This window comes from Paenibacillus thailandensis, assembly GCF_042685365.1.
Taxonomy (GTDB): Bacteria; Bacillota; Bacilli; order Paenibacillales; family Paenibacillaceae; genus Paenibacillus_AP; species Paenibacillus_AP thailandensis.
Genome location: NZ_JBHUMY010000032.1, coordinates 1 through 24,380, shown reverse-complemented (window position 1 = coordinate 24,380; position 24,380 = coordinate 1). Strand labels below are relative to the sequence as shown.

Annotated in this window: 17 protein-coding genes; 15 read left to right on the top strand and 2 right to left on the bottom strand. The window is 53.3% G+C overall.

All coding sequences use genetic code 11. From position 1 onward, the window contains the following. The first annotated feature begins 89 nt into the window (after window positions 1-89). From ACFSW5_RS20785 to ACFSW5_RS20765, 5 genes are all read left to right on the top strand, one after another. A complete protein-coding gene (locus ACFSW5_RS20785; RefSeq protein ID WP_379277401.1) occupies window positions 90-1,544 on the top strand; it encodes an esterase-like activity of phytase family protein in 1,455 nt (484 codons plus the stop codon). A 188-nt stretch (window positions 1,545-1,732) separates the two neighbouring features. Beyond that, window positions 1,733-3,205 carry an RICIN domain-containing protein gene (locus tag ACFSW5_RS20780; RefSeq protein WP_379277399.1) on the top strand — a complete coding sequence of 491 codons (1,473 nt, stop codon included), beginning with the start codon at window positions 1,733-1,735 and terminating at the stop codon, window positions 3,203-3,205. Window positions 3,206-3,655: 450 nt separating this feature from the next. Further along, complete coding sequence (locus tag ACFSW5_RS20775) at window positions 3,656-7,252, top strand: glycosyl hydrolase family 18 protein (RefSeq protein WP_379277397.1); 3,597 nt, start codon at window positions 3,656-3,658, stop codon at window positions 7,250-7,252. 222 nt (window positions 7,253-7,474) lie between these two features. Then, entirely contained in the window at window positions 7,475-7,930 is a 456-nt protein-coding gene (locus tag ACFSW5_RS20770; RefSeq protein ID WP_379277395.1) for a GNAT family N-acetyltransferase, read from the top strand. 121 nt (window positions 7,931-8,051) lie between these two features. Beyond that, window positions 8,052-8,561, top strand: a complete 510-nt coding sequence (locus ACFSW5_RS20765; protein WP_379277392.1) for a hypothetical protein — start codon at window positions 8,052-8,054, stop codon at window positions 8,559-8,561. 901 nt (window positions 8,562-9,462) lie between these two features. Here ACFSW5_RS20765 and ACFSW5_RS20760 read toward each other — a convergent pair. Next, window positions 9,463-10,299 (bottom strand): carbohydrate ABC transporter permease, encoded by an 837-nt coding sequence (locus ACFSW5_RS20760; RefSeq protein ID WP_379277390.1) that lies wholly within the window; start codon window positions 10,297-10,299, stop codon window positions 9,463-9,465. Beyond that, window positions 10,299-11,189: a carbohydrate ABC transporter permease gene (locus ACFSW5_RS20755; protein WP_379277388.1), complete on the bottom strand. Its 891-nt coding sequence runs from the start codon at window positions 11,187-11,189 to the stop codon at window positions 10,299-10,301. Before ACFSW5_RS20755 ends, ACFSW5_RS20760 begins: the two co-directional genes overlap by 1 nt. A gap of 175 nt (window positions 11,190-11,364) precedes the next feature. On the opposite strand from ACFSW5_RS20755, the gene ACFSW5_RS20750 reads away from it, so the two are divergent. The 10 genes from ACFSW5_RS20750 (at window position 11,365) to ACFSW5_RS20705 (ending at window position 24,335) form a co-directional block, all read left to right on the top strand. Further along, a complete protein-coding gene (locus ACFSW5_RS20750; protein ID WP_379277385.1) occupies window positions 11,365-13,224 on the top strand; it encodes a sensor histidine kinase in 1,860 nt (619 codons plus the stop codon). Continuing rightward, window positions 13,202-14,875, top strand: coding sequence for a response regulator (locus ACFSW5_RS20745; RefSeq protein ID WP_379277383.1), 1,674 nt, complete (start codon window positions 13,202-13,204; stop codon window positions 14,873-14,875). The genes ACFSW5_RS20750 and ACFSW5_RS20745 overlap by 23 nt, the downstream gene beginning before the upstream one ends. Before the next feature lie 138 nt (window positions 14,876-15,013). Then, window positions 15,014-16,330 (top strand): extracellular solute-binding protein, encoded by a 1,317-nt coding sequence (locus tag ACFSW5_RS20740; protein ID WP_379277381.1) that lies wholly within the window; start codon window positions 15,014-15,016, stop codon window positions 16,328-16,330. Window positions 16,331-16,442: 112 nt separating this feature from the next. Then, window positions 16,443-18,539, top strand: coding sequence for a glycoside hydrolase family 36 protein (locus ACFSW5_RS20735; RefSeq protein ID WP_379277378.1), 2,097 nt, complete (start codon window positions 16,443-16,445; stop codon window positions 18,537-18,539). Between the two features lie 351 nt (window positions 18,540-18,890). After that, window positions 18,891-19,907: an ABC transporter ATP-binding protein gene (locus ACFSW5_RS20730; protein WP_379277375.1), complete on the top strand. Its 1,017-nt coding sequence runs from the start codon at window positions 18,891-18,893 to the stop codon at window positions 19,905-19,907. Then, window positions 19,885-20,712, top strand: a complete 828-nt coding sequence (locus ACFSW5_RS20725; protein ID WP_379277373.1) for an ABC transporter permease — start codon at window positions 19,885-19,887, stop codon at window positions 20,710-20,712. The genes ACFSW5_RS20730 and ACFSW5_RS20725 overlap by 23 nt, the downstream gene beginning before the upstream one ends. Before the next feature lie 17 nt (window positions 20,713-20,729). Further along, a complete protein-coding gene (locus ACFSW5_RS20720) occupies window positions 20,730-21,524 on the top strand; it encodes an ABC transporter permease (RefSeq protein ID WP_379277371.1) in 795 nt (264 codons plus the stop codon). 49 nt (window positions 21,525-21,573) lie between these two features. Beyond that, window positions 21,574-22,965, top strand: coding sequence for a hypothetical protein (locus ACFSW5_RS20715; RefSeq protein WP_379277369.1), 1,392 nt, complete (start codon window positions 21,574-21,576; stop codon window positions 22,963-22,965). Window positions 22,966-23,026: 61 nt separating this feature from the next. Then, window positions 23,027-23,746: a hypothetical protein gene (locus ACFSW5_RS20710; RefSeq protein ID WP_379277367.1), complete on the top strand. Its 720-nt coding sequence runs from the start codon at window positions 23,027-23,029 to the stop codon at window positions 23,744-23,746. A 31-nt stretch (window positions 23,747-23,777) separates the two neighbouring features. Beyond that, window positions 23,778-24,335 carry an AAA family ATPase gene (locus tag ACFSW5_RS20705; protein ID WP_379277364.1) on the top strand — a complete coding sequence of 186 codons (558 nt, stop codon included), beginning with the start codon at window positions 23,778-23,780 and terminating at the stop codon, window positions 24,333-24,335. Window positions 24,336-24,380: the final 45 nt, after the last annotated feature.

Genomic DNA, 24,380 nt, shown 5'->3' with positions numbered 1-24,380 from the left:
TACACGGCTATAATATGAGAGCGGTAAGCTTCAATTGGAGAGAAACCTATACATACATCGTTTATTCCGGAAGGAGATTAGGTTCGCACATGAAAAAGAAGTGGCTTATGTCGGCCGTTGCCGTCGTTGCGCTCGGAACGGTTGCAAGCGCCGTATCCGCCGCGGCCGTAACGGGGAATACGGATTCGAAGACGGAAATAACCGTTAACGGCGAAGAGGTGCAGCTTGAGAATTCGCCGGTCAACATCGACAATCGGCTATACTTCCCGCTGCGGGAGATCGCCGAGCTGACCGGCCAATATGTCGATTACGACGAATTCCGGGGAAGCGTATCGCTGACGGACAAGCCTGAGCTGACCGGCCAATACTCGCTTCAAGCAGACGATCTTGCGGAAGGGATTAAGATGGGCGTAGGCTCTTCCTTGTCGCATCTTCCGGGAGACCCGGACAACGTCTTTTATTCGACGGCCGACCGCGGCCCGAACGGAGAAGTGGAGGTCGACGGCGAAACCCGCCGCACTTTCCCGCTGGAGAGCTATACGCCTTCCCTCTACAAAATTGAGATCGCGGACGGAAAAATTAACGTTCTGGAGACCATTCCGCTGAAAGTGGACGGAACGGATCCGGTTACCGGAACCGAGCGGATTACGGGCCTGCCTAACATTGAAGGCCGCGACGAGACGCCTTACGACGCATCCGCCGGGAAGCTGCTTGCCTACGACCCTTACGGCGCCGACATCGAAGGCCTCGCTTACAACGCCAAAGACGATACGTTCTGGATTAGCGAGGAGTACGGCCCCAGCATTCTTCAAGTGAAGCGCGACGGTACGGTTCTGCAGCGAATCGTGCCGCAAGGCTGGGCGTCTCAAGTGGATTCCCCCGCCGTACCCGTCAAGGAAGCGATTCCCGCCGCTTATATGAACCTTCGCTCGAACCGCGGCGCGGAAGCGGTCGGCATTACGCCGGACGGCAAATGGATGTTTATGGCGATGCAAAGCCCGCTTCGCAATCCCGACAAGTCGACGGACAACTCCCGCCAGCTCCGGATTTTGAAGCTGAATCTCGAAACGCTCGAGCCGGCCGCCGAATTCGTTTATATGGCGGAGGACGCTGCCCAATTCAACGATCTGAAGCAAAGCGATATTGTCATCTCCGATCTCGTAGCCGTAAACGAGCATACGCTGCTGATCGACGAGCGCGACAAAAACGCCGGCGACAAGGCGCAGCTGAAGCGGATTTACGAAGCCGACCTGTCGACGGCCGCAAACGTATTGGGCCAATACGATACCGCGTCGTCCGGCGGCAAAACGCTGGAACAAATGACGGCGGCCGACCTGAAGGAGAGCGGAATTATGCCGGTCGCGAAGCGGACGGTGATCGACGCGGTCGAATTCGGGTTCCCGTACGAAAAGATCGAAGGATTGTCGCTTATTAACGGGAACACGATCGCCATTATAAACGATAACGACTTCGGCGTCGGCAGCGATTCCGAAGAAAACGGCACCGTGCTTTGGACGTTTAAGCTTGCCTATACGATCGAATAGTTGACGGCGGCTTCCTCTTAACGATGAGGGAGCCGCTTTTCATTTTAAATTGGCGGTAACACTTGCCTTCGTGCGCCATATCTAAAAAATACGGTCATACGCCGCTTAGCCTCTCATAACAATAAGGATGGGAGGAGGTGCCGTGCCGCTGTTTGAAAGCGTTTAAAAACATTCGGTAAAACGGAGGGATGACGCGGATGTCATTAAATTGGACCGGTTGTACAATAAGGTCGATCGGCTTGCTTTTGTCGCTGCTGCTTCTCGCCGCATCGGGTTTGGCGTCGTTTGGCGGTAAGGGCAGCGCGGCTTCCGTCAGCCTGCTGAACGGTACGCAGTTTAAGGATACGTCGGGGAACCCGATTCAAGCCCACGGGGGCGGAATGATCAAAGTCGGCAGCTACTATTATTGGGTCGGCGAAAACCGGGACGGCACGAACTACGTATCGCTTTACCGGTCGACCGATCTTGTCAATTGGGAGTTCCGGGCGAATTTGCTGTCCAAGTCTTCCAGCGCCGAGCTCGCCGCCGCCAACATCGAACGGCCGAAAATATTGCATAATGCGGCCACGGGCAAATACGTGCTGTGGGCACATAAGGAGAACGGCGTCGATTACGGCGAAGCCCGGGTAGCCGTCGCGTCGGCGGACGACATCGAAGGGCCGTACACGTACCACGGCAGCTTCCGGCCGCTCGGCTACGACTCGCGGGACATGACGGTGTTTAACGACAACGGGACCGCATATCTCATCTCGGCGACCCGCGTCAACGCGGACCTTAACATTTACAAGCTGACGCCCGATTTTCTTGGGATCGATTCGCTTGTTACCACACTGTGGGCCGGCTCGTACCGGGAAGCCCCGGCCATGTTCAAACGCGGATCGACCTACTTCCTCATAACGTCTGGAGCGACGGGATGGACGCCCAACCAGGCGAAATACGCAACAGCCTCCAGCATTGCCGGGCCATGGAGCGGGCTTTCGAATCTGGCGGATTCCCGGACATACGAATCCCAGTCTACTTACGTGCTCCCGGTTGAAGGAGCTTCCTCGACCTCTTATCTTTATTTGGGAGACCGCTGGGCGGGGGCATGGGAAAGGCCGGTAAACGAATCGAAATACGTATGGCTGCCGCTTTCTTTCCCGACGTCGACAACCGTGACCATGTCCTGGTATCCGAAGCTGAACATCGATGCGGCCGCGGGGACCGTGTCCGGCGTCGGATTCTCCGTGAACGGCAGCGCTTCGTACGAGCTTATTAACCGCAGAAGCGAAAAAGCGCTGAATATAAGAGATAGCTCAACATCCTCCGGAGCCGACGCGGAACAGTGGACCGACAATAATGCGGATAGCGAACGTTGGCGCTTGATCGATGCGGGGAGCGGTTATTACAAAATTCAAAACGTCAACAGCGGACTTATTTTGGGACCCGAGAACGGATCGGCTGCGGACGGGACGGTTATCGAGCAGTGGACGGACGGCGGATGGCAAAGCCAGCATTGGCAGCTCGTCGACGCGGGCGGCGGATTTTTTAAGTTGAAAAACCGGGCGACCGGCAAGCTGATCGACGTCTCCTCCAGCTCGCTTAGCGACGGAGCGAACGTAATCGGCTGGACCGACAACGGCGGCTTGAACCAGCAATGGCAAATTGTTGAAGCCAACTGACGGGTAAACGAAACTAGCCGATAATCTCAAGGGCGGGCTGTCAGTTCATGAGTCCGATACGGAGGGTGAGAAGCAGACGGCTCCGAATAAGAAGGATCGGCCGCAGCCGTTAAGAGAACTATCCGGCGGGAAGAGAGGCATAAATGGTCTTCTCTTCCTTTTTTTCTTCTAGGCGGCTAGAAACTTTCTTCGTTTTTCCCCTGAAATTCAAAGCCTTTTCCGGTTGTGAAGATGATGTAAAATTCCCCTCTTTCGATGGAAATATACCCCTATCCCAAAACCTGCCTTTGCTCCATGATAAACTTTATAACCTTATATTCTTTTAAACGGAAGGAGGCTTTGTTGAAGACTCGGGCAACCAGATTTTCATCTTTTTGTTCCATCAGCCAGAATTCGGACCATCGGCCCGCAGGGGACCATTCGAAATTCGGTAAAGTTGAGGTGGCTTTGATGAAATCTTCATGCCGCAATTCGTTTAATCAGGCAATTATCGGTTTGATATGCTCGCTTCTTATGCTCGGCTCATTGGCTAACGCCGCGTCCGTACGGGCGGAAGCGGCTATTTCCTCGGAAATACCCGCCCCTTCGAATCTGCGCCTTGTAAGCACAACCTACAACTCCATAACGGTCGAATGGGATCAAGTGAGCGGCTACGATCCTTATGAGACCGGCTATTACGTCCGGTTCAAGGACAACTCCGGCGCGGGCTCCGGGTTATGGGCTTCCGGCGTCGAGCCGGTTACCATCCGTAATTTGAAAGGCGGCGCAACGTATACGGTCAGCGTGGAGCTCAATTTAATCGGCGCTCCGGCGACAAGCATTACCGTTACGACGGACGAAGGCCAAGACGAATATGAACCGGCTCCGCTAACGCCGCCGGCGAATTTATCCGTTACGGACGTTACCTATAACAGCATGTCGTTCAGCTGGACGGGCAGCCCCGGGGCGAACGGCTACGATTTTTATGTCAACGGAGGCTGGAGCGGCGGCGTTTGGGACGGTTCGAATACGTTTACGTTTACGATACCGGAAGGCCAGACGGTTATCGGCGAGACGTATGAATTCCAGGTTGCGGCCCAGCATCTTCCGGCCGTATCGGCGGGCAGCAACGTCGTGAGTCTGGTCTGGGGAGAACTTGAAGCGCCGAGGGATTTGCAGGCCGTAACGGCGACGCGAACGGCCGTTACGTTGGGCTGGGCGGGAACGCCCGGCGCGACGAGCTACGACATTTACAGTGACGGCCGAAAGATCGGAACAAGCAATGAACCCCGTTATACGGCCGAAGGGCTGACCGAAGGGAAGAAATACGACTTTGAAGTCGTCGCCCGCAACGCATTGTGGGAGTCCCCGGCGAGCGAGCCGGTTACGGTCGTTCCAGGCGGCGATTACAACATCGTGACGTATTATGCCTCTTGGTCAAAATACGCAAGAAATTTCCAGATTGAGGATATCGAGGTTTCGCAAATAACGCATGTCAATTACGCATTTGCGGATTTATGCTGGAAAAAGTACGGGACGGGAAGCGCGCCTTGCCGGAACGAAAGCTTGCCGCTTCAAGACCGTTACGTTCATGACGGCGAAATCGTCATCGGCGACGCCGAGGCGGATCCGGACCATTTTCAAAAGCTGGCTAAGTTAAAAGAGGAGCATCCGCACCTTAAGGCGCTCATATCGGTCGGCGGCTGGTCCTGGTCAAAAAACTTTTCCAACATGGCGGCTGCGGAAGTGACAAGGCGCGCTTTCGCCAATTCGGTTGTGGCCTTCCTTCGCCAATATGGGCTGGACGGCGTCGATATCGACTGGGAATATCCGGTAGAAGGCGGGGAAACGCATAACGCGCATTTGCCGGAGGATAAGGAAAACTTTACGAGGCTTGTCCGAACGGTGCGGGAAGCGCTTGACGCGGCCGGTGCGGAGGACGGCAAATATTATTTGCAGACGATCGCTTCCGGCCAAGGGGACAACTTCGTCGTTAACGCCGATCTGGCCCATTCGGTCGAATATCTCGATTTCGTGAACATTATGACCTACGATTACAGCGGCAGCTGGGATCGGCTGGCTCATGCGAACTCGCCGCTTTATTACGATGTCCGGAACCCGTCGGAATCGGCGCACCGGAATCATGTAGCCGGGGGGTTGCTCGGGCATTTGGACGGAGGCGTGCCGGCGTACAAACTGGTTATGGGAGTGCCTTATTACGGCAAAGGCTGGAAAGATTGCCCGGCTCCGGGCGAATATGAGACATGCGCCGGCGGGACGGACTTCGGCTCATGGGAGGCCGGCATCTTCGATTTCTCGGATCTGGAGAACAGCTATATCGGCAAAAACGGCTATGCCCGCTATTGGAACGAAGCGACCAAGACCGCTTATTTGTACAATGCCGAGACCAAAACGTATATAACGTATAACGATCAAACGTCGATGAAATATGCCGCTTCGCTCGTCAAGACGCTTGATCTGGCCGGCATTATGAACTGGGAAGCAAGCGGGGACCGCAACCGGACGTTGTCCGGACAGCTTGCGGAGGATCTCCCGATCGACGGCAAAGTCCAAGCGGATGCGCTGCCCATCCCCCGCGAGTTGAAGGCGTCCCATACGGGAGCGGCCTCGATCGGCCTGAATTGGGAAGCTTCGGCCGGCGCAACCGGTTATGAAGTGTATGAAGGCAGCCGTTATGCCGGTTATACGGCCGATACGCGGTTTACGCTCGGTTCGCTGCAGCCGTCGACCCCTTATTCGATTCGCGTTCTGGCAGTCCGGAAGGTCGGAGAGCGGATCGAAGACGTATCCGCGGCTGCGTCTGCATTACAAGTCCGGACCGCTGCTTCCGGTTCAGGAGGAGGATCGGGAGGGGGAGGCGGCTTAAGCTCTTCGCCGGCGGAAGAAGGCAACATACTGGCGGCGAAAGAAAGCGAGCGGGACGGCGTCAGAACCGTTGAAGTGCTGACGGGAGCGGCGGAAGCGATAGAGGCATCGTCCTTTACCGAATTTGTCGTAGAGGCCGGGGATACGAATCATACCGAGGTCGTCGTGCCGCGCGAAATCGTGGAAGCGATCGCGGCCAAAGGCGAGCAGGCCGCATTGTCCGTGACGGCGGACGGTATCGTCTATACGATACCGATTCACGTCATCGACCTATCCGCCGATATCCGCATTACGCTTCGCGCGCCGGCTTCCGGGGACGCGGCCGCTGCCGCGGCAGCGAACGGTTGGCCGCTATTGGCGCAGCCGCTCGAAACGAAGCTGGAGAAGCTCGGATCCGGCGGCCAATACGACGAAATCGGGGAAACGGACACGTATTTCAGCTTATCGTTTACGATAACCGTCGACAATATCGATGCCGGTCAGGCGGCAGGCGTCGTGTACAGCCCGGTCACGCAAGAGCTGCGCCCGGTTCCGACCTCGTTTAAGGCAGGTCCGGACGGCACGGTGACGGCCGTTCTGAAGAGCAAGGGCAATAGCGTGTTCGCCGTCGTAGGGACGAACAGAGGCAGCTTCCGGGACACGGCCGGCAGCTGGGCGGAACGCGAGGTGCGGGAAGCGGCCGCGAGACTGATTGCGTTCGGCGACGCGACGGACGTTTTTGGCTTGAACCGCGCCATTACCCGGGCGGAGTTCACGTCCTTCGTCGTTAGAGGGCTGGGCATATTGCCGGACTCCGGCGATTCGGGGTTTGCGGACGTAGCCCCGCAATCGGAATATGCCGCGGATATAGCGGCTGCACGGCGTGCGGGCCTTGTAAAAGGCAAAACCGAAACGGCCTTTGATCCGGACGGGACGCTGACGCGGCAGGAGCAGGCCGTCATTGTGGCGAACGCCATGCGTTACGCCGGCTTCGAGGCAGCCGCCGATTCGTCGGCGCTGAGCCGCTTCGCGGACCGCGCTTCCATAGCCGGATACGCGGAGCCTTCGCTGGCGCTATTGGCGGAGCAAGGCATCATGCGGGGCGTAAGCGAGACGAAGCTGGATCCCCGCGGCACGGTGACGAAAGGGCAAGCAGCCGCAACGGTTGTCCGGATGCTGGAAGCGCTTGGATTAACGGATTGATCGCATATAACAACCCGTCCTCGAGCAGGGCGGGTTGTTGCCGTTGAACGGGACGGAACGGTGATCCGCTCCGATGTACGGAAACGATGTGCGGCCTTAAGGCGGATGCGGCCTTAAAAGGGAATCGGCGGTTGCTGTCGAATTGAAAGAGAGAACTAACGCTGCGACGGGCGTTAAGCGATGCTGCAGTCTTTTATAGCCGAGAAGGAGTGGAAGAACAACATGGAAATCAGGGTAGACGACTTGACCGGAGACAAAATTATCGCGCTTATCGGAGAACATCTTCAATCGATGTTTGAAAGCTCTCCGCCCGAAAGCGTGCACGCATTGGATTTGGACGGCTTGCGCAGTCCGGAGGTTACGTTCTGGAGCGTATGGGAAGGCGACGAGCTGCTTGGCTGCGGCGCTTTGAAGGAGCTGGATGCGAAGCACGGAGAGGTCAAATCGATGCGAACCGCTTCGGCGCATTTGCGCAAAGGCGTTGCGAGGCGGATGCTGGAGCACATTATCGCGGAGGCAGCCCGGCGAGGCTACGACCGGCTGAGCCTGGAGACGGGCTCGATGGCCGAATTCGAACCGGCGCGGAAGTTGTACGAAAGCTGCGGGTTCCGTTACTGCGGGCCGTTTGCGGACTACTGGGACGATCCGAACAGCGTGTTTATGACGAAGGAGCTATAAGGGAGAATACGCCCGGCGCCGGACATTCGTGTCCGGCGCCGGTTGTTTTGAAACATTTGCGGGAACGGCTGCGTTATGGAAGGGTAGATGTCAATCTATTCCTGAAAAAGGAGAACGGACGATGGCGAAGATGGTATTGGTTCTTATGGCCTTAATTGGCGTGTTCGGCTTTAAAAGCGTAGCCGAGGTGACGATCGGCGAAGCAGAGCCGCGTGTTCTTGAATTAACGATAACCGAAGGCGATGTAAGCGTTACCGCCACTCAGTTGGATAAAGGCTCCTTTGATACCATCACCGTAAAAGCGGGAGCGTTGTCCAGAACGTTCGACTGGCAGAACGTCGATAACCCGGCCTATTCCCCTGCCGTGCATATTGCGGACGTAAACGGCGACAACCGGGAAGAAGCGGTCATTCTATTGACGACGGGTACGGGAACGGGGGTACATATCGAAGAGCTTCATGTTTTATCTTTAGAAGATTTAACCGAGCTTGAAGCGGAAGATCCTGTGCGTTATGTCAACAGTCATGTCACCAGCAGCGTTACCGCGGCGGACGGCAAAGTTCGAGTCAGTGCCGAATACGATTCTCAGAAGGTAGAGCTGTCGTACGAGAAATCCGATGCCGGATATTGATTTGAGAAAGTCTCTTTCCATTCGTTCGTCGATTATGAGCTGCTGGACAATAAGATCGTGGCTATGGTGGCAGGGAACGTGTCGCCGGCGGAGTTCGCCGTTGCGGCCGTTATGGAGTACGGCCCGGATTTGACCGTCTCGAGCCTTACGCTGACGGCGATGGAGTAAAGCGGGGGGCGGGATCGACTCCAGCGCAATAACTGTAAAAGGCAAGTTGCAATTGCTAAAAGCGAATGCTTATTTTTGGGGAGCTCAACTAACGGTCAAAATTGTGCGGGCCCAAAGCCCTCCGTGTGAGCGCAAAAGTATAATACATGCGGCTGGATATGCGTCGGAGCGCCCCGCGTGGTGCAGAAGTGCACCCCATGCGGCCGATCGTGACACAGAAGCGCATCTCGTGGTGCAAAAGTGCACCACATGGGGCCGATCATGACGCCGAAGCGCACCTCGTGGTGCAAAAGTGCACCACATGCAGCCGATCGTGACGCCGAAGCGCACCTCGTGGTGCAAAAGTGCACCACATGGGGCCGATCATGACGCCGAAGCGCACCTCGTGGTGCAAAAGTGCACCACATGCAGCCGATCATGATGACGCCGAAGCGCACCTCGTGGTGTAAAAGTGCACCACATGCAGCCGATCATGACGCCGAAGCGCACCTCGTGGTGTAAAAGTGCACCACATGCAGCCGATCATGACGCCGAAGCGCCCCGCGTGGTGCAAAAGTGCACCACATGGGGCCGATCGTGACGCCGAAGCGCACCGTGTGGTGCAAAAGTACACCACATGGCACCGGTTTGGCAGGCCCCCGCCGCGTCCCCGCTGCTCGGGAACAAACAAACGCCCCGCTGCCTCAACGGCAAGCGGGGCGTTCCGGCTTCCGCGCGTCGGAAATGCGCGCGATCAGCCTTTCACGGCGCCGGCAACGACGCCTTTGACGATATACTTCTGCAGGAAGATGAAGACGATGATGGACGGCAGCACCGCCATAACCATGGCCGTCATCGCGTATTGCCAATCCGACGTGTATTGGCCGACGAACGTATACGCGGCAAGCGTCAGCGTCTTCGTATCCGGCGAGCCGTTGACCATAAGGAGCGGCAGCAGGAAGTCGTTCCAGATCCACATAACGTCGATGATGATGACCGTCGTCGTAACCGACTTCAGCAGCGGGAAGATGACGCTGAAGAACAGCCGGAAGCCGGATGCGCCGTCGATCGTCGCGCTTTCGTCGATTTCCTTCGGAATGCCTTTGACGAAGCCGTGGTAGATGAATACGGCGAGCGGGGCGCCGAAGCCCCAGTACAGCATGCCAAGCCCCCATGTGCTTTCGGAAAGATTGAGGTCCTTCGCGACTTGGAGCACGGTCAGCATAATCGATTGAAACGGAATAAGCATCGGCATAATGACCAGAATGTACAGCAGTCCGCTCAGGCGGCTTTTCGTCCGCGCCAGCTTGTAAGCCGCGATGGACGAGAACAGAATGATGCCCGCAAGGCCGAGTATCGTAATGACCGCATTGTTCAGGAACAGCCGCGGATAGTTAATGAATTCCCAGACGTACGAATAGTTTTCGAACGCGAGTTTTTTCGGCAGGGCGATAACGTCCGTCATCACCTCGCCAAAGCTTTTCAAGGAATTGTTGATCGCCAGAAACAGCGGGTACAGAAAGACGAGCGACAGAACGAACATGACCGCTTCGAGCGCGAAGCGCCCCGCTTTGTTCGGTTTTGTAATCATCAGGCTTCAACCTCCCTGCGTTTGAAGATGGTCAATTGAATAACGGTAACGATCAGCACCGCAACGAATAAGACGAGAGCTTTGGCCGTGCCGTAGCCGTACAAGTTGTTTTGGAACGTGTCGCGGTATATGTCGTAGGCGATGCTGTACGTCGTGCCTCCCGGGCCGCCGCCCGTCAGGGACAGGATCACGTCGAACACTTTGATCGAGTTCGTCAGCGCCATAAAGACGGATATCGTAATCGACGGGGCAAGCAGCGGCAGCGTAATGCTGAAAAACCGGCGGACCGGCCCGGCCCCGTCCACGACGGCCGCTTCCTTCAGATCGCCCGGCACCGACTGCAGGCCCGCGATATAAATGACCATGTAGAAGCCGACCGACTGCCAGATGGACACGCCCAGAATCGAAATAAACGCAAGCCCCGGCTCGCCGAGCCAGCTTAGGTCGAAGACGCCCCAGCCCGTGCTGGCGGCCAAAGATTCAAAGCCTTGCATAAAGATGAATTTCCAGATGAAGCCGACAATGACAAGGCTCAAGATGTAAGGAATAAAGAATGCCGTCCTAAGCCAGGTCGACGTTTTGAGCCCCATGTCCAGAATGACGGCCAGCAAAATGGCGATCGCGTTCACCAAAATAATGTACAAAACGGCAAACTTGACCGTAAACCAGGCCGCATTCGCAAAATTGGAGTCTCCCGCAAAAATTTGCTTGAAATTGTCCAGGCCGACAAACGCCGGATCTTTCGAAATTCCGTTCCATTCCGTCATCGAATAGCCGATGGTCATCGCAAACGGAATATAAAAAGCGATTACGATGCAAATCAGCACCGGAATCGTAAAAATGCCGAACTCAAACCGTTCGCTCCATTTTCTCCCCATAGCCTTAAACATGTACTGTGCACCCCGTTTCATTGCTTCTGTCGCCAAGCTGCCGGCAGCGTAGCCGCCCTTCACAAGCTTGTCGAATTGACTATAATGTGATTATAATGGAGGCCCCCGGGCGTCAAAATGGATTATAGAAAACAGTTAAGGGTAAAAACGTGAACGAATGCCCGACAGGAGGAGCATGAATTTTCTGATCAAAAAAACGGCGGAACTTTTCTCCAATGTGGCCAAAACGGTTTCGCGGCGGCTTGTCAACAAGCTGCTGCTGCTTTTTATGTCCATTATCGTGCTGGTCGTCGGCTTGCTTACGGCGATTTCGTATCAAATGCTCCAGAACGAGTCGATTCAGAGCAATATTTCAAGCGCTTCCAGCAATCTGAAGCTCGTGAACCGGAATTTGCACAGTTATTTGTCCGACATGGAGCAATTCTCGCTGCCGCAAAACAGCTACGACGAGCTGACGTATGCGATTTTGCATCAGAACGAGGATTACTCCTCGCGCATGTACGTGGAAGACTATTTGAAAGGGCTGTTCTATGCCCGCGACGATCTGGCGGCGATCTACATGTACGTCATCGACCAGCATTCGTATTACGCGGTAACGAAGGAACACTACAACGTGACCGTCCGCAAAGTGCTGGACGCCGACTTTGAAGGATACGGGTGGTACAAAGAAACGCTGCAAAACCCGAAAAACCGATCGTATCAACCGCTTGCCGGACCGTCCGCCGGCGGGGAACTAATCGGTTATCCGGTCGATCCGGATACCGGTTTCATGGCGTATCATTGGGTGATGCGCTCGATCGTGACCCGCAAGCCGCAAGCGGTATTTTCTTTTTATTACACGAACCAAATGTTCGATCAGATGATCGGAGACGTGCCGCTCAATGGAGAGGAGCATCTGATGTATTTCAGCCCGGACGGCCGGCTGTTCTACGCCGACGATTACGGTTTTTACGGGCAAGCGGCGGAGGAAGGCATGCTTCAGAGGCTCGATTCGGAGGACGGCGGGCACTTTACGTGGGGCGAAGGGGATCGGAAATACCTCGTCGTGTACGACGTGGAGGAAGCGGAAGGGTGGAGACTTGTGAAACCGATTCCGTACGGCCAAATCCGGGAGGCGGCCACCACGAACCGCAATATCGCCCTGGCGCTGGGCATCGGCTTTTTGCTTATCGCCATCGTAACGGTATTCTTTTATTCCAAAGCGATTACGAGACCGCTAAACGAGCTGCAGAAGCAGATGAAACGGTTCAGCGCGGGAGACTTTGAAGCGCAGTCGGAGGTGAAGGGACGCGACGAAATCGCGTATTTGTCGCATCACTTCAACTTGATGGTGAAACGGACGAACGAGCTGATCACCGAACGATACAAGATGAAGCTTGCGGAAAAAAACGCCATTCTGAAAGCGCTGGAAGCGGAAATCAATCCGCATTTTCTGTACAACGCCCTACAGGCGATATCGACGAAAGCGCTCCGTTACGAGCGTTACGACATCGCGGACATGGTCGACGCGCTGGCGCTGACGCTGCGTTATTGCATCAGCGGCAGGGACATCGTGCTCGCCCGCGAGGAGCTGCAGCATATCGAGCGTTACATGTCGCTGCAGAAGGCAAGGTTCGGCGCACGTCTACAGGTCGTCTACGAATGGGACGAGCCGCTGATGGACGTCGAGCTGCCGAAGCTGTCCGTGCAGACGCTCGCGGAAAACGCGATCAAGCACGCGCTGGAGAAAGTGTCCAGCACGGTTACGATTACGATCGGCGCCAAGCTGGCCGGGGAGCATACGGTCATCACGGTTGCCGACGACGGCCCCGGATTTGAGCCGGACCGGCTGAAGAAGGTGCTTCTGTCGTTCGAAGAGGATTGGCAGGACCGGGAAACCGACAACGTCGGTTTGCTGAACCTTCATACGAGGCTTCGGCTCTTGTACGGCGAGAAAGCGAGCCTGCACATTCATTCGGATAAATCGGGGACGAGGATGGAAATGTTATTACCGCAGGGAGGACACGGAAAAGATGTACAACGTATTGATCATTGACGATGAAGAACCGCTCCGGGAGGCGATCCGGCTGCTGGGCGACTGGAAAAATTTGCGGGTCGACCGCATATTGGAGGCAAATAACGGGCTTCAGGGCCTCGCCTTGCTGAAGGAGCACCATATCGATCTCGTCATGGTCGATATGAAGATGCCCGAGATGAACGGAATGGAATTTTTGCAAAAGCTGCAGGAAAATTATCCCGATATGCCGGCCATCGTCATAAGCGGCTTTAACGATTTTGAGTATACGCGGCAAGCGATTCGCTCGAAGGTCGTCGATTATTTGCTCAAGCCGATCAACCGGCAGGATTTGAACCAGGCGTTAAATAAGGCGTTTGGCGTGCTGGAGGAGAGGCGCAAGCGCGAAAGCGAATCCATTCATAACCGGATCACGCTGAATTTGTCGCTTCCGAGGCTGAAGGAGAAAATTTATTGGTCCATTATCGAGCGAAGCTTCAAGAAGCAGCCGAACGAAACGTTATTGCCTTTGATCGGCGCCGACCGGGAAGACGGGTATTACGCCGTTGCCGTCTTAAGGATGCTGAACGCGGAGAAGGTGGCGGCAAGCCGGTTCAAGCGGGACAAGGAGCTGCTGTATTATGCGGCGGCCAACGTGCTCAACGAAATGGAAGGACCGGGCCTCCGTTCGTTCAGCTTTGCCCATCCGAAGCGGGAGGGCGAGATGATTGCGGTGCTGCGGGCGGAATCCGGCGGCAAGGAAGAGATGGCTTTTCACGCTTTTCACGAGACGGGTAAAGCGTTGTCCGCCCTGCTCGAGCTGTTTGCGATCGAATCGGTGGCCGGATTCGGCACGGTAGGCAAAGGCGTCATGTCGCTGGCGGATTCCTACGACAGCGCCAGGGCGGCCGTGGCCGGGCTCGACCTGCTTCGCTTGCGCTCGGGGACGGTGGCCACGCCCGCGGAGATGCCGGAGGAGAGCGAGTCCGCGGCGAAAGAAAGCAAGCCGTACAGCCTGACCGGCTTTATCCCGGCCATTCGGAGCAGCATGGAAGGCGGGAACTACCGCCAGGTTAAACATATCGTGGGCGACGTGCTGAGGCAGCGGAGCGTCTCCGGCAAGTTTACCCTGGAGGAAGCCGATCGCATGCTGCGGGAGTTCGTCATTATGCTGAACGATCTGGCGCTGGAGCTGGGCGTGGCTCGTATCGACTTGCCGCTCGCCGGCGCCCAAGGGTCGAGCGAACCGGTCGTTCCGTCCGATTACGCCGGCTTTGACAGTTATGCCGCCCTGCTGAACCGGATCGCGGACGACTATTGCTCGGCCGTAAGCGAAGCGGCATCCGCGACCAAACCGTTCAACATCGGCGACATTAAAGCGTATATCGACAGCCATTATTACGAGGACATCAAAATTTCGATGTTCACGGAGAAATATTATTTAAGCCGGGAATATTTGATGAAGCTGTTCAAGCAGCAATTCGGGTTCGGCATCCACGAATACGTGCAGAAGGTGCGGATGGAGAAAGCGAAGGCGCTGCTGGACGATCCGGCGCTGAAAATCCAGGAGATTTCCGAAATGCTGGGCTTTAAGGACAAAAACTATTTCAGCAAAGCTTTCCGCAATTATTTTAATCTGTCCCCGACGGAATACAGGGCGGAGCGGTCCAAGGCGTTAAGCGGGGAAAAATGAGAACGGGGGGCGACCGCCCGGCGAGACTACACTTTTTTACCCCAAAAATGCCACATAACTGCATTTTGATCCGCTTACATTTTCATTACAATGACAACGAGAAAGCAAATACATTAAGCGGAAAAGAGGGGCAGCATCATGTTGAAATCGAAGAAAAAGATAGCTTCGGTCGTGCTCAGCCTGGTTATGGCATCCGGACTGCTCGCGGCTTGCGGCGGCAATAACGCGAACAGCGGCGGCGAAGCCGGAGGCGCCGATGCCGGAGGCGGCGACAAAAAAGTTACGATTAACATGTTTACGGGTTCGCCGGAGTATACGGAGGCATTCAACGCTTATATCGCCGAATATAAAAAAGTGAAGCCAAACGTTACGATTAATCTGGAAATCATGCAAGCCGACTACAATACGGTGCTGAAATCGAGAATCGGCGCGGGCAGTACGCCCGACGTATTCCAAACGACGGCCGGAGGAGACATCGACACGTTTGCGGAATACAGCGCGGATTTGACGAACGAGCCGCTTGCCGCGGCGATGACCGATACGGTTAAATCGGCTATGACGTCCTCCGACGGCAAGGTGCTTGGCTTCCCGGTCAAAAACAACCTGATGGTGATGGTGTATAACAAAAAGCTGCTGGAAGAAGCGGGCATTACCGAAGTGCCGAAGACGCTCTCGCAAATGGAAGACGCCGTCGCCAAGCTCGAGGCCAAAGGCATTACGCCGTTTGCCAACGCGTATAAAGAATGGTGGGTATGGAAACATATTTTCCAAAACTTCATCAACGCGGCTGCCGAAGACGCAGGCATTACGCCGAAGGAGCTGGTCGACAAGTTTATCGCTGGCGAAACGACGTTCGCCGATCACCCGGCGCTGAACGACAACTTCTTCAAATTCATCGACATGACGGTTCAGCACGGCACCGACAAGCCGCTGGAACGCGACAGCAACGCGCAGGTGAGCGACTTCGCCCTTGGCAAAGCGGCGTTCATGACAGGCAAAGGCGCATGGGACGAGGAAGCGATCAAGAAGATTACGCCGGACATTCAAATCGGCATCGCCGGTTATCCGGTCAGCGAAAAAGCGGAGCAAAGCAAGATCGTCGTAGGGCCGGACCAGGCGCTGCGCATCAACAAAGATTCGGCGGTGGCGAAAGAAACGATCGAGTTCTTCAACTGGCTGTACACGTCGGACTACGGCAAATCGTGGTTCTCCGACGTCGCGAAAGTCATTCCGCCGATCAAGGATGCCAAAATGCCGGAGCTCGATATGCCGAAGCAAATGGAAGAGATTGTGAAGACGGAGCCGGCCGGCGACCTTTCGGTCAACTACTCGCTGGATACGTTCCATCAAAAATTCGGCGAGCTGATGCAAGCTTACATCGGCGGCAGCAAAACGAAAGAGCAAGCCATCGACGAAATTCAAAAAGCTTGGATCCAGTTCGGATCGGCACAATAACGGAAAGGCTGCCGGCTTAGCCGGCCGGCCCGACCGGTACCGCTCGCTTGGCGTCCGTAACGGGCGTTCAAGCGGGCTTTTATTTTGAAAGGGAGAGAGAGGGGATATTGGGATGAGAAGAATCGACGTGGCGGAGAACGGGCTTTATGTGACGCTGGAAATAACGGACGCCGGGGATGCGCGGCTGCTTCATTTTGGACCGCGGCCGTTTGACGAAAGCGCCGTTGCGGAGGAGCAAAGACACGGCTTCCGGCTTATGGAGCTTCAATTGACGGGCGAAGACCGCGAGGAATATCACGGGCGGACGCACCGGGCGACTTATCCGGGACTCCGCATGGTCTATGAAGGCTATCTCGACGTGCGGAACGAATGGGGACGCAAGCTTGAAATCGGTCTGGCCGATCCCGTGACGGGGCTTAAGGCGGTAAGCCATCTGCAGTTTTACGACGGCTTGCAGGTCGTCCGCTGCTGGACGCAGCTTCGCAACGAAGGACCGGAGGCGGTGCAGGTCGAATACGTCTCGTCGTTTGCGTTGACGGGGCTGGACAAGGAAGGCTCGCTTGACCGCGACGAGAAGATGCGGGTATTCATTCCGCACAGCGGCTGGCAAAGCGAGCTGCAATGGCGGGATTATTCGCTGCCGGAGCTTGGCTTCTCCCATATGAAGGACCGAAGCTCGAAACGGATATCGTGCAGCAATACGGGCTCCTGGTCTTCCGCCGAGCATATCCCGATGGCCGTGCTGGAGAACCGGGAAGCGGGAACGAGCCTGATCTGGCAAATCGAGCATAACGGCTCGTGGCATTGGGAGATCATCGACCAGTACGACCGGCTGACGCTGCTCGTCAGCGGGCCGACCGAGCACGATAACCATTGGTGGAAGGAGCTTAAGCCCGGCGAGGAATTCGTTTCGGTTCCTGCGGCGATCGGAGCCGCGGAGGGCGGCTTCGAGGAGGTTGTCGGCCAATTGACCGGCTACAGGCGCGTCATTCGCCGTCCGAACGAAGACAACCGGCTGCTTCGGATTATTTTTAACGATTATATGAATTGCCTCTGGGGGAATCCGACGACGGAGCGGCTGCTGCCTTTGATCGATGCGGCCGCCGAGGCGGGCTGCGAATATTTCTGCATCGACGCGGGCTGGTACGCGCCGGGCGAATGGTGGGACGGCGTCGGGGAATGGCTGCCTTCGTCCAAGCGGTTCCCGGAAGGCATCAAATACGTGCTGGACTATATCCGCGGCAAAGGGATGATTCCCGGCTTGTGGCTGGAGCTTGAGGTGATGGGCGTGAAGAGCCCGAAGCTGAAGGAGACGGACGACAGCTGGTTCTTCATGCGGCACGGGAAGCGGGTGAAGGACCGGAGCCGTTACCAGCTTGATTTCCGCAGCCCGAAGGTCATTGCCCACGCCGACGGGGTGATCCGGCGTCTGGTTGAAGATTACGGCGTCGGGTATATCAAGATGGACTACAACATCAACGCCGGGATCGGCACGGAGACGGACGCGGACAGCTTCGGCGACGGGCTGCTGCAGCATAACCGGGCTTATCTGGCCTGGCTGGACGGCGTATTTGCGCGGTATCCGGACCTGGTCATCGAGAACTGCTCGAGCGGCGGCATGCGGATGGACTACGCGATGCTAAGCCGCCACAGCATCCAGTCGACAAGCGACCAGGAGGATTATGTACGGTACGCCGGCATTGCGGCCAGCTCGCCGTCCGCGCTGACGCCGGAGCAGTCGGCGATCTGGTCGTACCCGCTCCGCGAAGGGGACGACGAGGAGGTCGTCTTCAACATGGTGAATGCGCTTCTGCTGCGTATACACCAAAGCGGCCATCTGGCCGAGCTGAGTCCGCGCCGCCGGGAGCTGGTGAAGGAGGCGCTCGATTATTACAAGTCGATCCGCGCCGATATCCCGCAATCGATGCCGTTCTGGCCGCTCGGTCTGCCGAAGCAGCAGGACGGCTGGATGAGCCTCGGCCTGCGTGCGGGCAGCCGCCTGTACGTGGCGGTATGGCGGCTGGACGGGGAGGAGGACGAGGCGGCGCTGCCGATCCGCGGTCTGAACGGCACGGCGCCGCGGTCCGTGCGCTGCGCCTATCCGGCCGGCGGCCTTGGCGCCGAATGCGGCTGGGACGCGGCCCGCTCGGCGCTGACCGTGCGCCTGCCGCAGCGGCGCACGGCGCGCTTGTTTGAAGTGCAGCTGTAAGCCCCTGCGAACGACGGGTATTGTACGGCCGGCTTAATAGCCGGTTCAGCATAGTGTTTATGAGAACGGAGCAATGGCCATGAGCTATTGCTCCGTTTTGTTTGTCAGGATGCAAACGTCCTGCAGGCGTTTATTTCCGGCAGGAGATAAGGATGGCGGGTTTCGAAGCAAAGGATGAGAAACATCGCTTTGTAAATTCATATAAAAATTGGATAATATCCAATTTTTATATGAATTTAGATCTAATTTTTGAGGTAGTTTTCCGGCTGGTCAAAAAAGTATTATTTTTATGTAAAGGTTAAATATGTAAATCAATTATCAAAACAAAATGGCAAACTATGGAGTGGTTTAATGGATGTTATTACCGTTAGCGGCGTAACGAAAACGTATCGACAGTATAAACGGTTTCCCGGTGTTCTCGGTTCCATAAGAAGTTTGTTTACGAGACAGTATATAGAGGAAACGGCGGTCCGCGATATTTCCTTTTCGATATCGAAGGGGGAAGCGGTAGGTTACTTGGGGCCGAACGGCGCTGGCAAATCGACGATGATCAAAATGATGACAGGCATATTAGTGCCAACCTTCGGCGAAATAAAAGTATTCGGCGTTACCCCACATAAGGAGAGGAAGACGAACGCCCGGCACATCGGCGTAGTATTCGGGCAGAGGAGCCAATTGTGGTGGGACCTGCCGGTCACGGATTCATTTGAATTGCACAAATATGTTTATAAGCTTCCGGAAGCGAAATATCGGGAAAATGTGGAGTTTTGCAAAGAGCTCCTTTCTTTGTCATCGTTTATGGATAAGCCGGTCAGGCAATTAAGCTTGGGACAAAGAATGCGGGTTGAAATTGCGATGTCCCTCCTGCACGAACCTCAAATCTTGTTTCTGGATGAACCTACGATCGGATTGGATGTCATGGCAAAGGATCAAATCCGGAAATTTCTGCGAACCGTAAACCGCGAAAAAGAGGTTTCGATCGTTCTGACTACTCACGACATGAAAGATATCGAAGAAATCTGTAACCGAATGATCGTCGTAAATAAGGGGAGCTTGGTTTACGACGGATCCGTAGCAAGCCTTCGCCATAAGCTCGGAAACGAACGGCGGATCGTTATCGATTTCCGAGAGGAGCCGGGCATGCTGGAGATGCCGGAAGCCGTCTTGGTTCAGGACGAAGGATTGCGCAAGACGTTCCTCTTTGAGCATAACAGCCCTCATTCGTCCGTATTTGATTTCATTAGCCGAGTGGCAGCCCAATATCCGATTGAAGACGTTTCCGTTGAGGGCGCGGATATCGATTCCGTGATCCGTAAGCTTTACAGTCGGCTTGCAGAGGATGAGCTTGCGGAACGTCAGACGGGATGAAAGAGGGGCGAAGCGTTTGAAGGTTTACGTGATGTTCGGATTGAAAGCGTTTATAAATCAATTATCGTACCGTTCCGAAGTTTGGCTTCGGCTTTTTGGAAACTTTGTTGCCATTCTCATTCAATCCGAGATTTGGAAATCCGTTCTTGGCAACGGCCAAGCGGACGGAATCGCCGCTGATCAGATGGTGACGTACAGCATCATCAATACCCTGTTGTTTTCGCTTTTGCTGCATGGGGTAAGCGGCAAGGTCGACGAAAGCCTCAAATCCGGCTCGATCGCGTCCGAATTGGTAAAGCCTTTGACTTATCCCTTTTTTTTATTGTCGAACGGATTGGGAAACGCGCTGTACCAATTCGTTTTTACGGTTATTCCATCCGTTCTCCTCGCCTGGTTTTGTTTCGGCATCGTACCGCCTTCTTCCGGCTTTCATGCAAGCGCTTTTATTCTGGCCTTGGGGATGGCTGTCGCCATTTCGTTTTTGTTAGGGTATCTGATCTCGTTAATCGCTTTCTGGCTGTTGAATCATTTCGCGTTGAATTGGATGATGGGCGGTTTAATGACGATATTTTCCGGGTCGTTTTTGCCCTTATGGTATTTCCCGGATTCGTTGAAGGCTATAGCGGGGATGTTGCCCTTTCAATATTTAGGATACTTTCCGGCCGCCGTTTACCTGGGGACGATCCCGGCGGCCGAAGTGCCGCTTGTTTTTGCCAAAGGATTGTTATGGATAGCCCTCTTGCTTGTAATCGTTAATAGGCTATGGCGCAAGGCGATTCGGCGATTGATAGTTCAGGGCGGATAAAATGAGAGGCTGATCATATGACATGGGGACTATTCTTCAAGCTAATAACGCTGCTTACGAAAGAAAAAATGATCTACCGAGCCGACTTCATCCTTGCGGCTTTTGCTCAGATTATTAGCTATGCTGGCGATTATCTCGTTATTTGGTTGTTTATACGCAAATTTAATGCCATTGCCGGCTGGACTTGGCCGGAGATCGCGCTATTGTACAGTATTGGGTTATTTACTTATGCGCTGGGGGCTTCTTTTTCTTTTGTCCAAATGCGGGGACTGGAGGAACAGGTCAAAAGCGGAACTTTTGATTCGTTGTTAATCAAACCTGTAAATCCTTATCTTTACCTGGTTTGCAGAGGATTTAATCTTGGGTATTTGGCGCATATCGTCATATCGTGCACGGTTTTGCTGTGGGCCGTATCGTCTTTGGATCTCGAATGGACATGGGCTCGGGTTTTCTATTTGATAGCGGCCATTATCGGCGGCGCGATGATTCAAGCCGGATTCATGAGCATTATTGGCTCAACGTCCTTTGTTTGGGTTAGAACGGGCTTTTTATTTACGCTGTTTTTCCGGATCAAAGAATTTATATCCTATCCTTTACCCGTATTCGGAACATTGATTCAAATTGTTTTAACGTTTGTCATTCCTTTTGCCTTTATTAATTTTTATCCCGTTGCCTTTTTATTGTCACATGAAACGCCGTTGCTGCCGGCATGGACGATGTGGCTTGTTCCAGCGGTAGGTCCGTTTTGTTATTGGGCCGGATACCGGATTTGGATGCTTGGCGTAAACAAGTACCAAGGAGCAGGAGGGTAGCCCGTCGCGTTTTGAATGGTTAAATATGCTAAACATAGGGGCTGATTCCGTGGAAAGATATCAATTACTCCAAACTATATTCGAGAGGTTATCGATTGACGGAGCAATAGATGCGCAATTTGTACGAAAACACCGTTTAGAAAACTATTTGTTTCACTTTGGAAACAGCTCCGATACGGCCGCTCGATTCAAACACGATTCCGAGCGCATCGTTGACCTGCATAAGGACAAGGAACGGTTTCTAAAAGACTTTTATAACAAAACGGGAGTTAAACCTTTGATCATTAAAGGATTTTCAACCTATTATTTGATCAAGCACGAAGGACTCATTAGAAAAAGCAACGATATCGACCTCTTTGTCGAAGAGCCGAGCAAATATATCGAAAAGCTGGTCCAGAATGGATTTCTCGAAATCGTTTCCCCTAACGCCCACGAATACTCCACGTTAATCAAAGACACCATCGAAATTGACTTGCACAAATATTTCATCGTTAGAGCTTATCCAAGCGATATCGGGGAACATCCGGAAAACTCCGAGATCGTCACGAAAGAGAAAATGTATGACTCCGGGCAAATCCATTTCGGGGAGATTTTGGAGCATGCCGTGGAGTTTCCATATTGTTTCGTTCCCAATGCGACGTTTTCGGTCCTAATTTCATGCATTAATCTGTTCAACGATTACATTGTGGGCTTTGCCAAAACGCCTTGTATTAAGCTGATTGAATGTATAGAAATTATAGAATTAAGAGAGAACGAAAACTTTAACGGCGAATTATTTAAAGCGCTTACGGCGAAATACAACGCTTTTGACGCGGTCTCATTTACAAACGATTTTATCCGCGATTTAACGGGCGAGACGTTGTTCAAGGATGCGGAGATGCGGTACTCGAGGTATCCTCAGCTTTTCTATTGGAATTTCAACACATGGGTTACTCCGGACGAGACGACCGATGTATTGACTGTAGATTCATTAGAGAAAATATCTTTTCCTATAAAGCCGACCGTTATTGATTTGAACGCTCCGGCCGTCACTTACTCCAACAAAAGTAAAGAAAGTCCTTTGCGGGGAATCGAAAAAAATTCATCCGGAAACACGCCGGAGATCCGTCTAACGATGAAATGGAAGCGAGATCTATTCGTCATTGTCGAAGTAAAGACTCGTCTTTCGATTCGGGGAGATATTATCCATATCAATACAGGCGGTATCCGAAGGACGTTTCACGGTTCCAAAATTGAATACATCGACAAACATCTTTATGAATATATACCCGGCACTCATGGTTATACCGTTATTTTTAAAATAAACGAAAAGGATATGCCGGCCTTAAATCGTGTTAGAAAGCTTAGAATGATTGTTTTTGTCGAACAAAAAACGGAGCGGTCCGTAAGCAGCAATCATTATTTATTGGAGCTAACCGGAACGGACTCTGAAATGAGGTGATGCTTATTCGTTCTTGTTCCTGACAAAAAAACTAAAACCATTCCGTGCGCGAGGTGAGACCATGATCGGCAACAGAGGCTTTTCTCAAAAAAGGAAGTCCGGGAGAGAGCTGTCCGGGAATGAATATGAAATCAAGTTTGAGTTTCATCATAAAAATCTGGAACTCCGAGACTATTTGACGGAAATCGAAAACGCATTATATGGAAATGAACAATATATTATTGATCCCGTTCAAACCGTCAGCACCATGAACACGCACTTTTTTATGGATATCGAGAATAATACCGAATACTCGGTTTTCAACTATGACGGACAACTGATGTTGAAAATCAAAAAACACCAGCTTCTAGAATATGGAAGAATGCCCGTTTATGCCAATGTCGAAACGTTTCAATACGAAAAGAACCGTATACGGCACATATTAGAACAACCCCACGTTCGATATGTAGGCACGATGACCAAAAATCGGATTAAAGACTTTCTGATGAATAACCATGACGGAAGAATTTATTCGTTGGCCGTCACGATTTGCGAAGCCAACGACCGTTTCCAATACCAATTTGAAATCGAATATAACGGATATTCATCGCAACGCGAGTCTATATTGGAAGACGAAGATTTATTGATCGGCAAGCTGGTGCAAGTAGGCGAAGATATTTATTCATCCGCGAATGCGTTTATGAAGCCGTCAAGAGAACGAAAATATGAGTTTGTAACCAAATCGGGTTGCCCGGCAAATCCTCAGGTTGAAAAAACGGCTATATTGAATGCGCTATCTTAATCGTATGTTGACGATAATAGGGGGAATGGAAATGAACTATCCGATTTTTGTTTCAGGACCGCACGGTTCGGGAAAAACGACGCTGATTAACAAGCTGAAAGCGAAGCACGACATTTTTTTTGAAAACGATTTTGATATCGATTTTTTGACCGAATTTCCGAATATTAAAAAATTATCGAATTTTGAAAGATGCTTGATTCGTCTTTACCATCGAATTTACTTAACGAGTCACGCGAATTCATTGGCGGCGGGCAATCCCGAAAAAGTGATTATAACGTCTCGGGGAATTTACGATTCGGCAGCCTACATCCATACTTATAAAAAATTGAACTGGTTTAGTTCGGAAAACAGCGAAAAGCTGAATTTTATTGTGAATAATTCCGGTTTTAATCCGTATACGATCGTTTTAAATCCGCCTCCCGAGGTCGTGACCGAAAGACTGGAGGGAAGAAGAAGCCAAGGAACGAGAAAAGAAAGAGACGAGGTTTTTATTAGCGAAGATTCGAAAGAATTCGTTGAAAGCATTTGCGAATATTTTCGTTCGTTAAAAAACAATGACAATGTTCTTTATTTAGGGCTTGCTGAATAATCAAAAAATCCTTATCTCACAAGGGTTTAGAGACACTTTTGTCGA

What these genes read in the sequence shown, in the direction of transcription:
- ACFSW5_RS20730 (WP_379277375.1), top strand. Translation starts at nt 18,891, where the DNA reads ATGGATGTTATTACCGTTAGCGGCGTAACGAAAACGTATCGACAGTAT.
- ACFSW5_RS20750 (WP_379277385.1), top strand. Translation starts at nt 11,365, where the DNA reads ATGAATTTTCTGATCAAAAAAACGGCGGAACTTTTCTCCAATGTGGCC.
- ACFSW5_RS20710 (WP_379277367.1), top strand. Translation starts at nt 23,027, where the DNA reads ATGATCGGCAACAGAGGCTTTTCTCAAAAAAGGAAGTCCGGGAGAGAG.
- ACFSW5_RS20745 (WP_379277383.1), top strand. Translation starts at nt 13,202, where the DNA reads ATGTACAACGTATTGATCATTGACGATGAAGAACCGCTCCGGGAGGCG.
- ACFSW5_RS20765 (WP_379277392.1), top strand. Translation starts at nt 8,052, where the DNA reads ATGGCGAAGATGGTATTGGTTCTTATGGCCTTAATTGGCGTGTTCGGC.
- ACFSW5_RS20705 (WP_379277364.1), top strand. Translation starts at nt 23,778, where the DNA reads ATGAACTATCCGATTTTTGTTTCAGGACCGCACGGTTCGGGAAAAACG.
- ACFSW5_RS20755 (WP_379277388.1), bottom strand. Translation starts at nt 11,189, where the DNA reads ATGTTTAAGGCTATGGGGAGAAAATGGAGCGAACGGTTTGAGTTCGGC.
- ACFSW5_RS20740 (WP_379277381.1), top strand. Translation starts at nt 15,014, where the DNA reads ATGTTGAAATCGAAGAAAAAGATAGCTTCGGTCGTGCTCAGCCTGGTT.
- ACFSW5_RS20770 (WP_379277395.1), top strand. Translation starts at nt 7,475, where the DNA reads ATGGAAATCAGGGTAGACGACTTGACCGGAGACAAAATTATCGCGCTT.
- ACFSW5_RS20720 (WP_379277371.1), top strand. Translation starts at nt 20,730, where the DNA reads ATGACATGGGGACTATTCTTCAAGCTAATAACGCTGCTTACGAAAGAA.
- ACFSW5_RS20780 (WP_379277399.1), top strand. Translation starts at nt 1,733, where the DNA reads ATGACGCGGATGTCATTAAATTGGACCGGTTGTACAATAAGGTCGATC.
- ACFSW5_RS20735 (WP_379277378.1), top strand. Translation starts at nt 16,443, where the DNA reads ATGAGAAGAATCGACGTGGCGGAGAACGGGCTTTATGTGACGCTGGAA.
- ACFSW5_RS20785 (WP_379277401.1), top strand. Translation starts at nt 90, where the DNA reads ATGAAAAAGAAGTGGCTTATGTCGGCCGTTGCCGTCGTTGCGCTCGGA.
- ACFSW5_RS20775 (WP_379277397.1), top strand. Translation starts at nt 3,656, where the DNA reads ATGAAATCTTCATGCCGCAATTCGTTTAATCAGGCAATTATCGGTTTG.
- ACFSW5_RS20760 (WP_379277390.1), bottom strand. Translation starts at nt 10,299, where the DNA reads ATGATTACAAAACCGAACAAAGCGGGGCGCTTCGCGCTCGAAGCGGTC.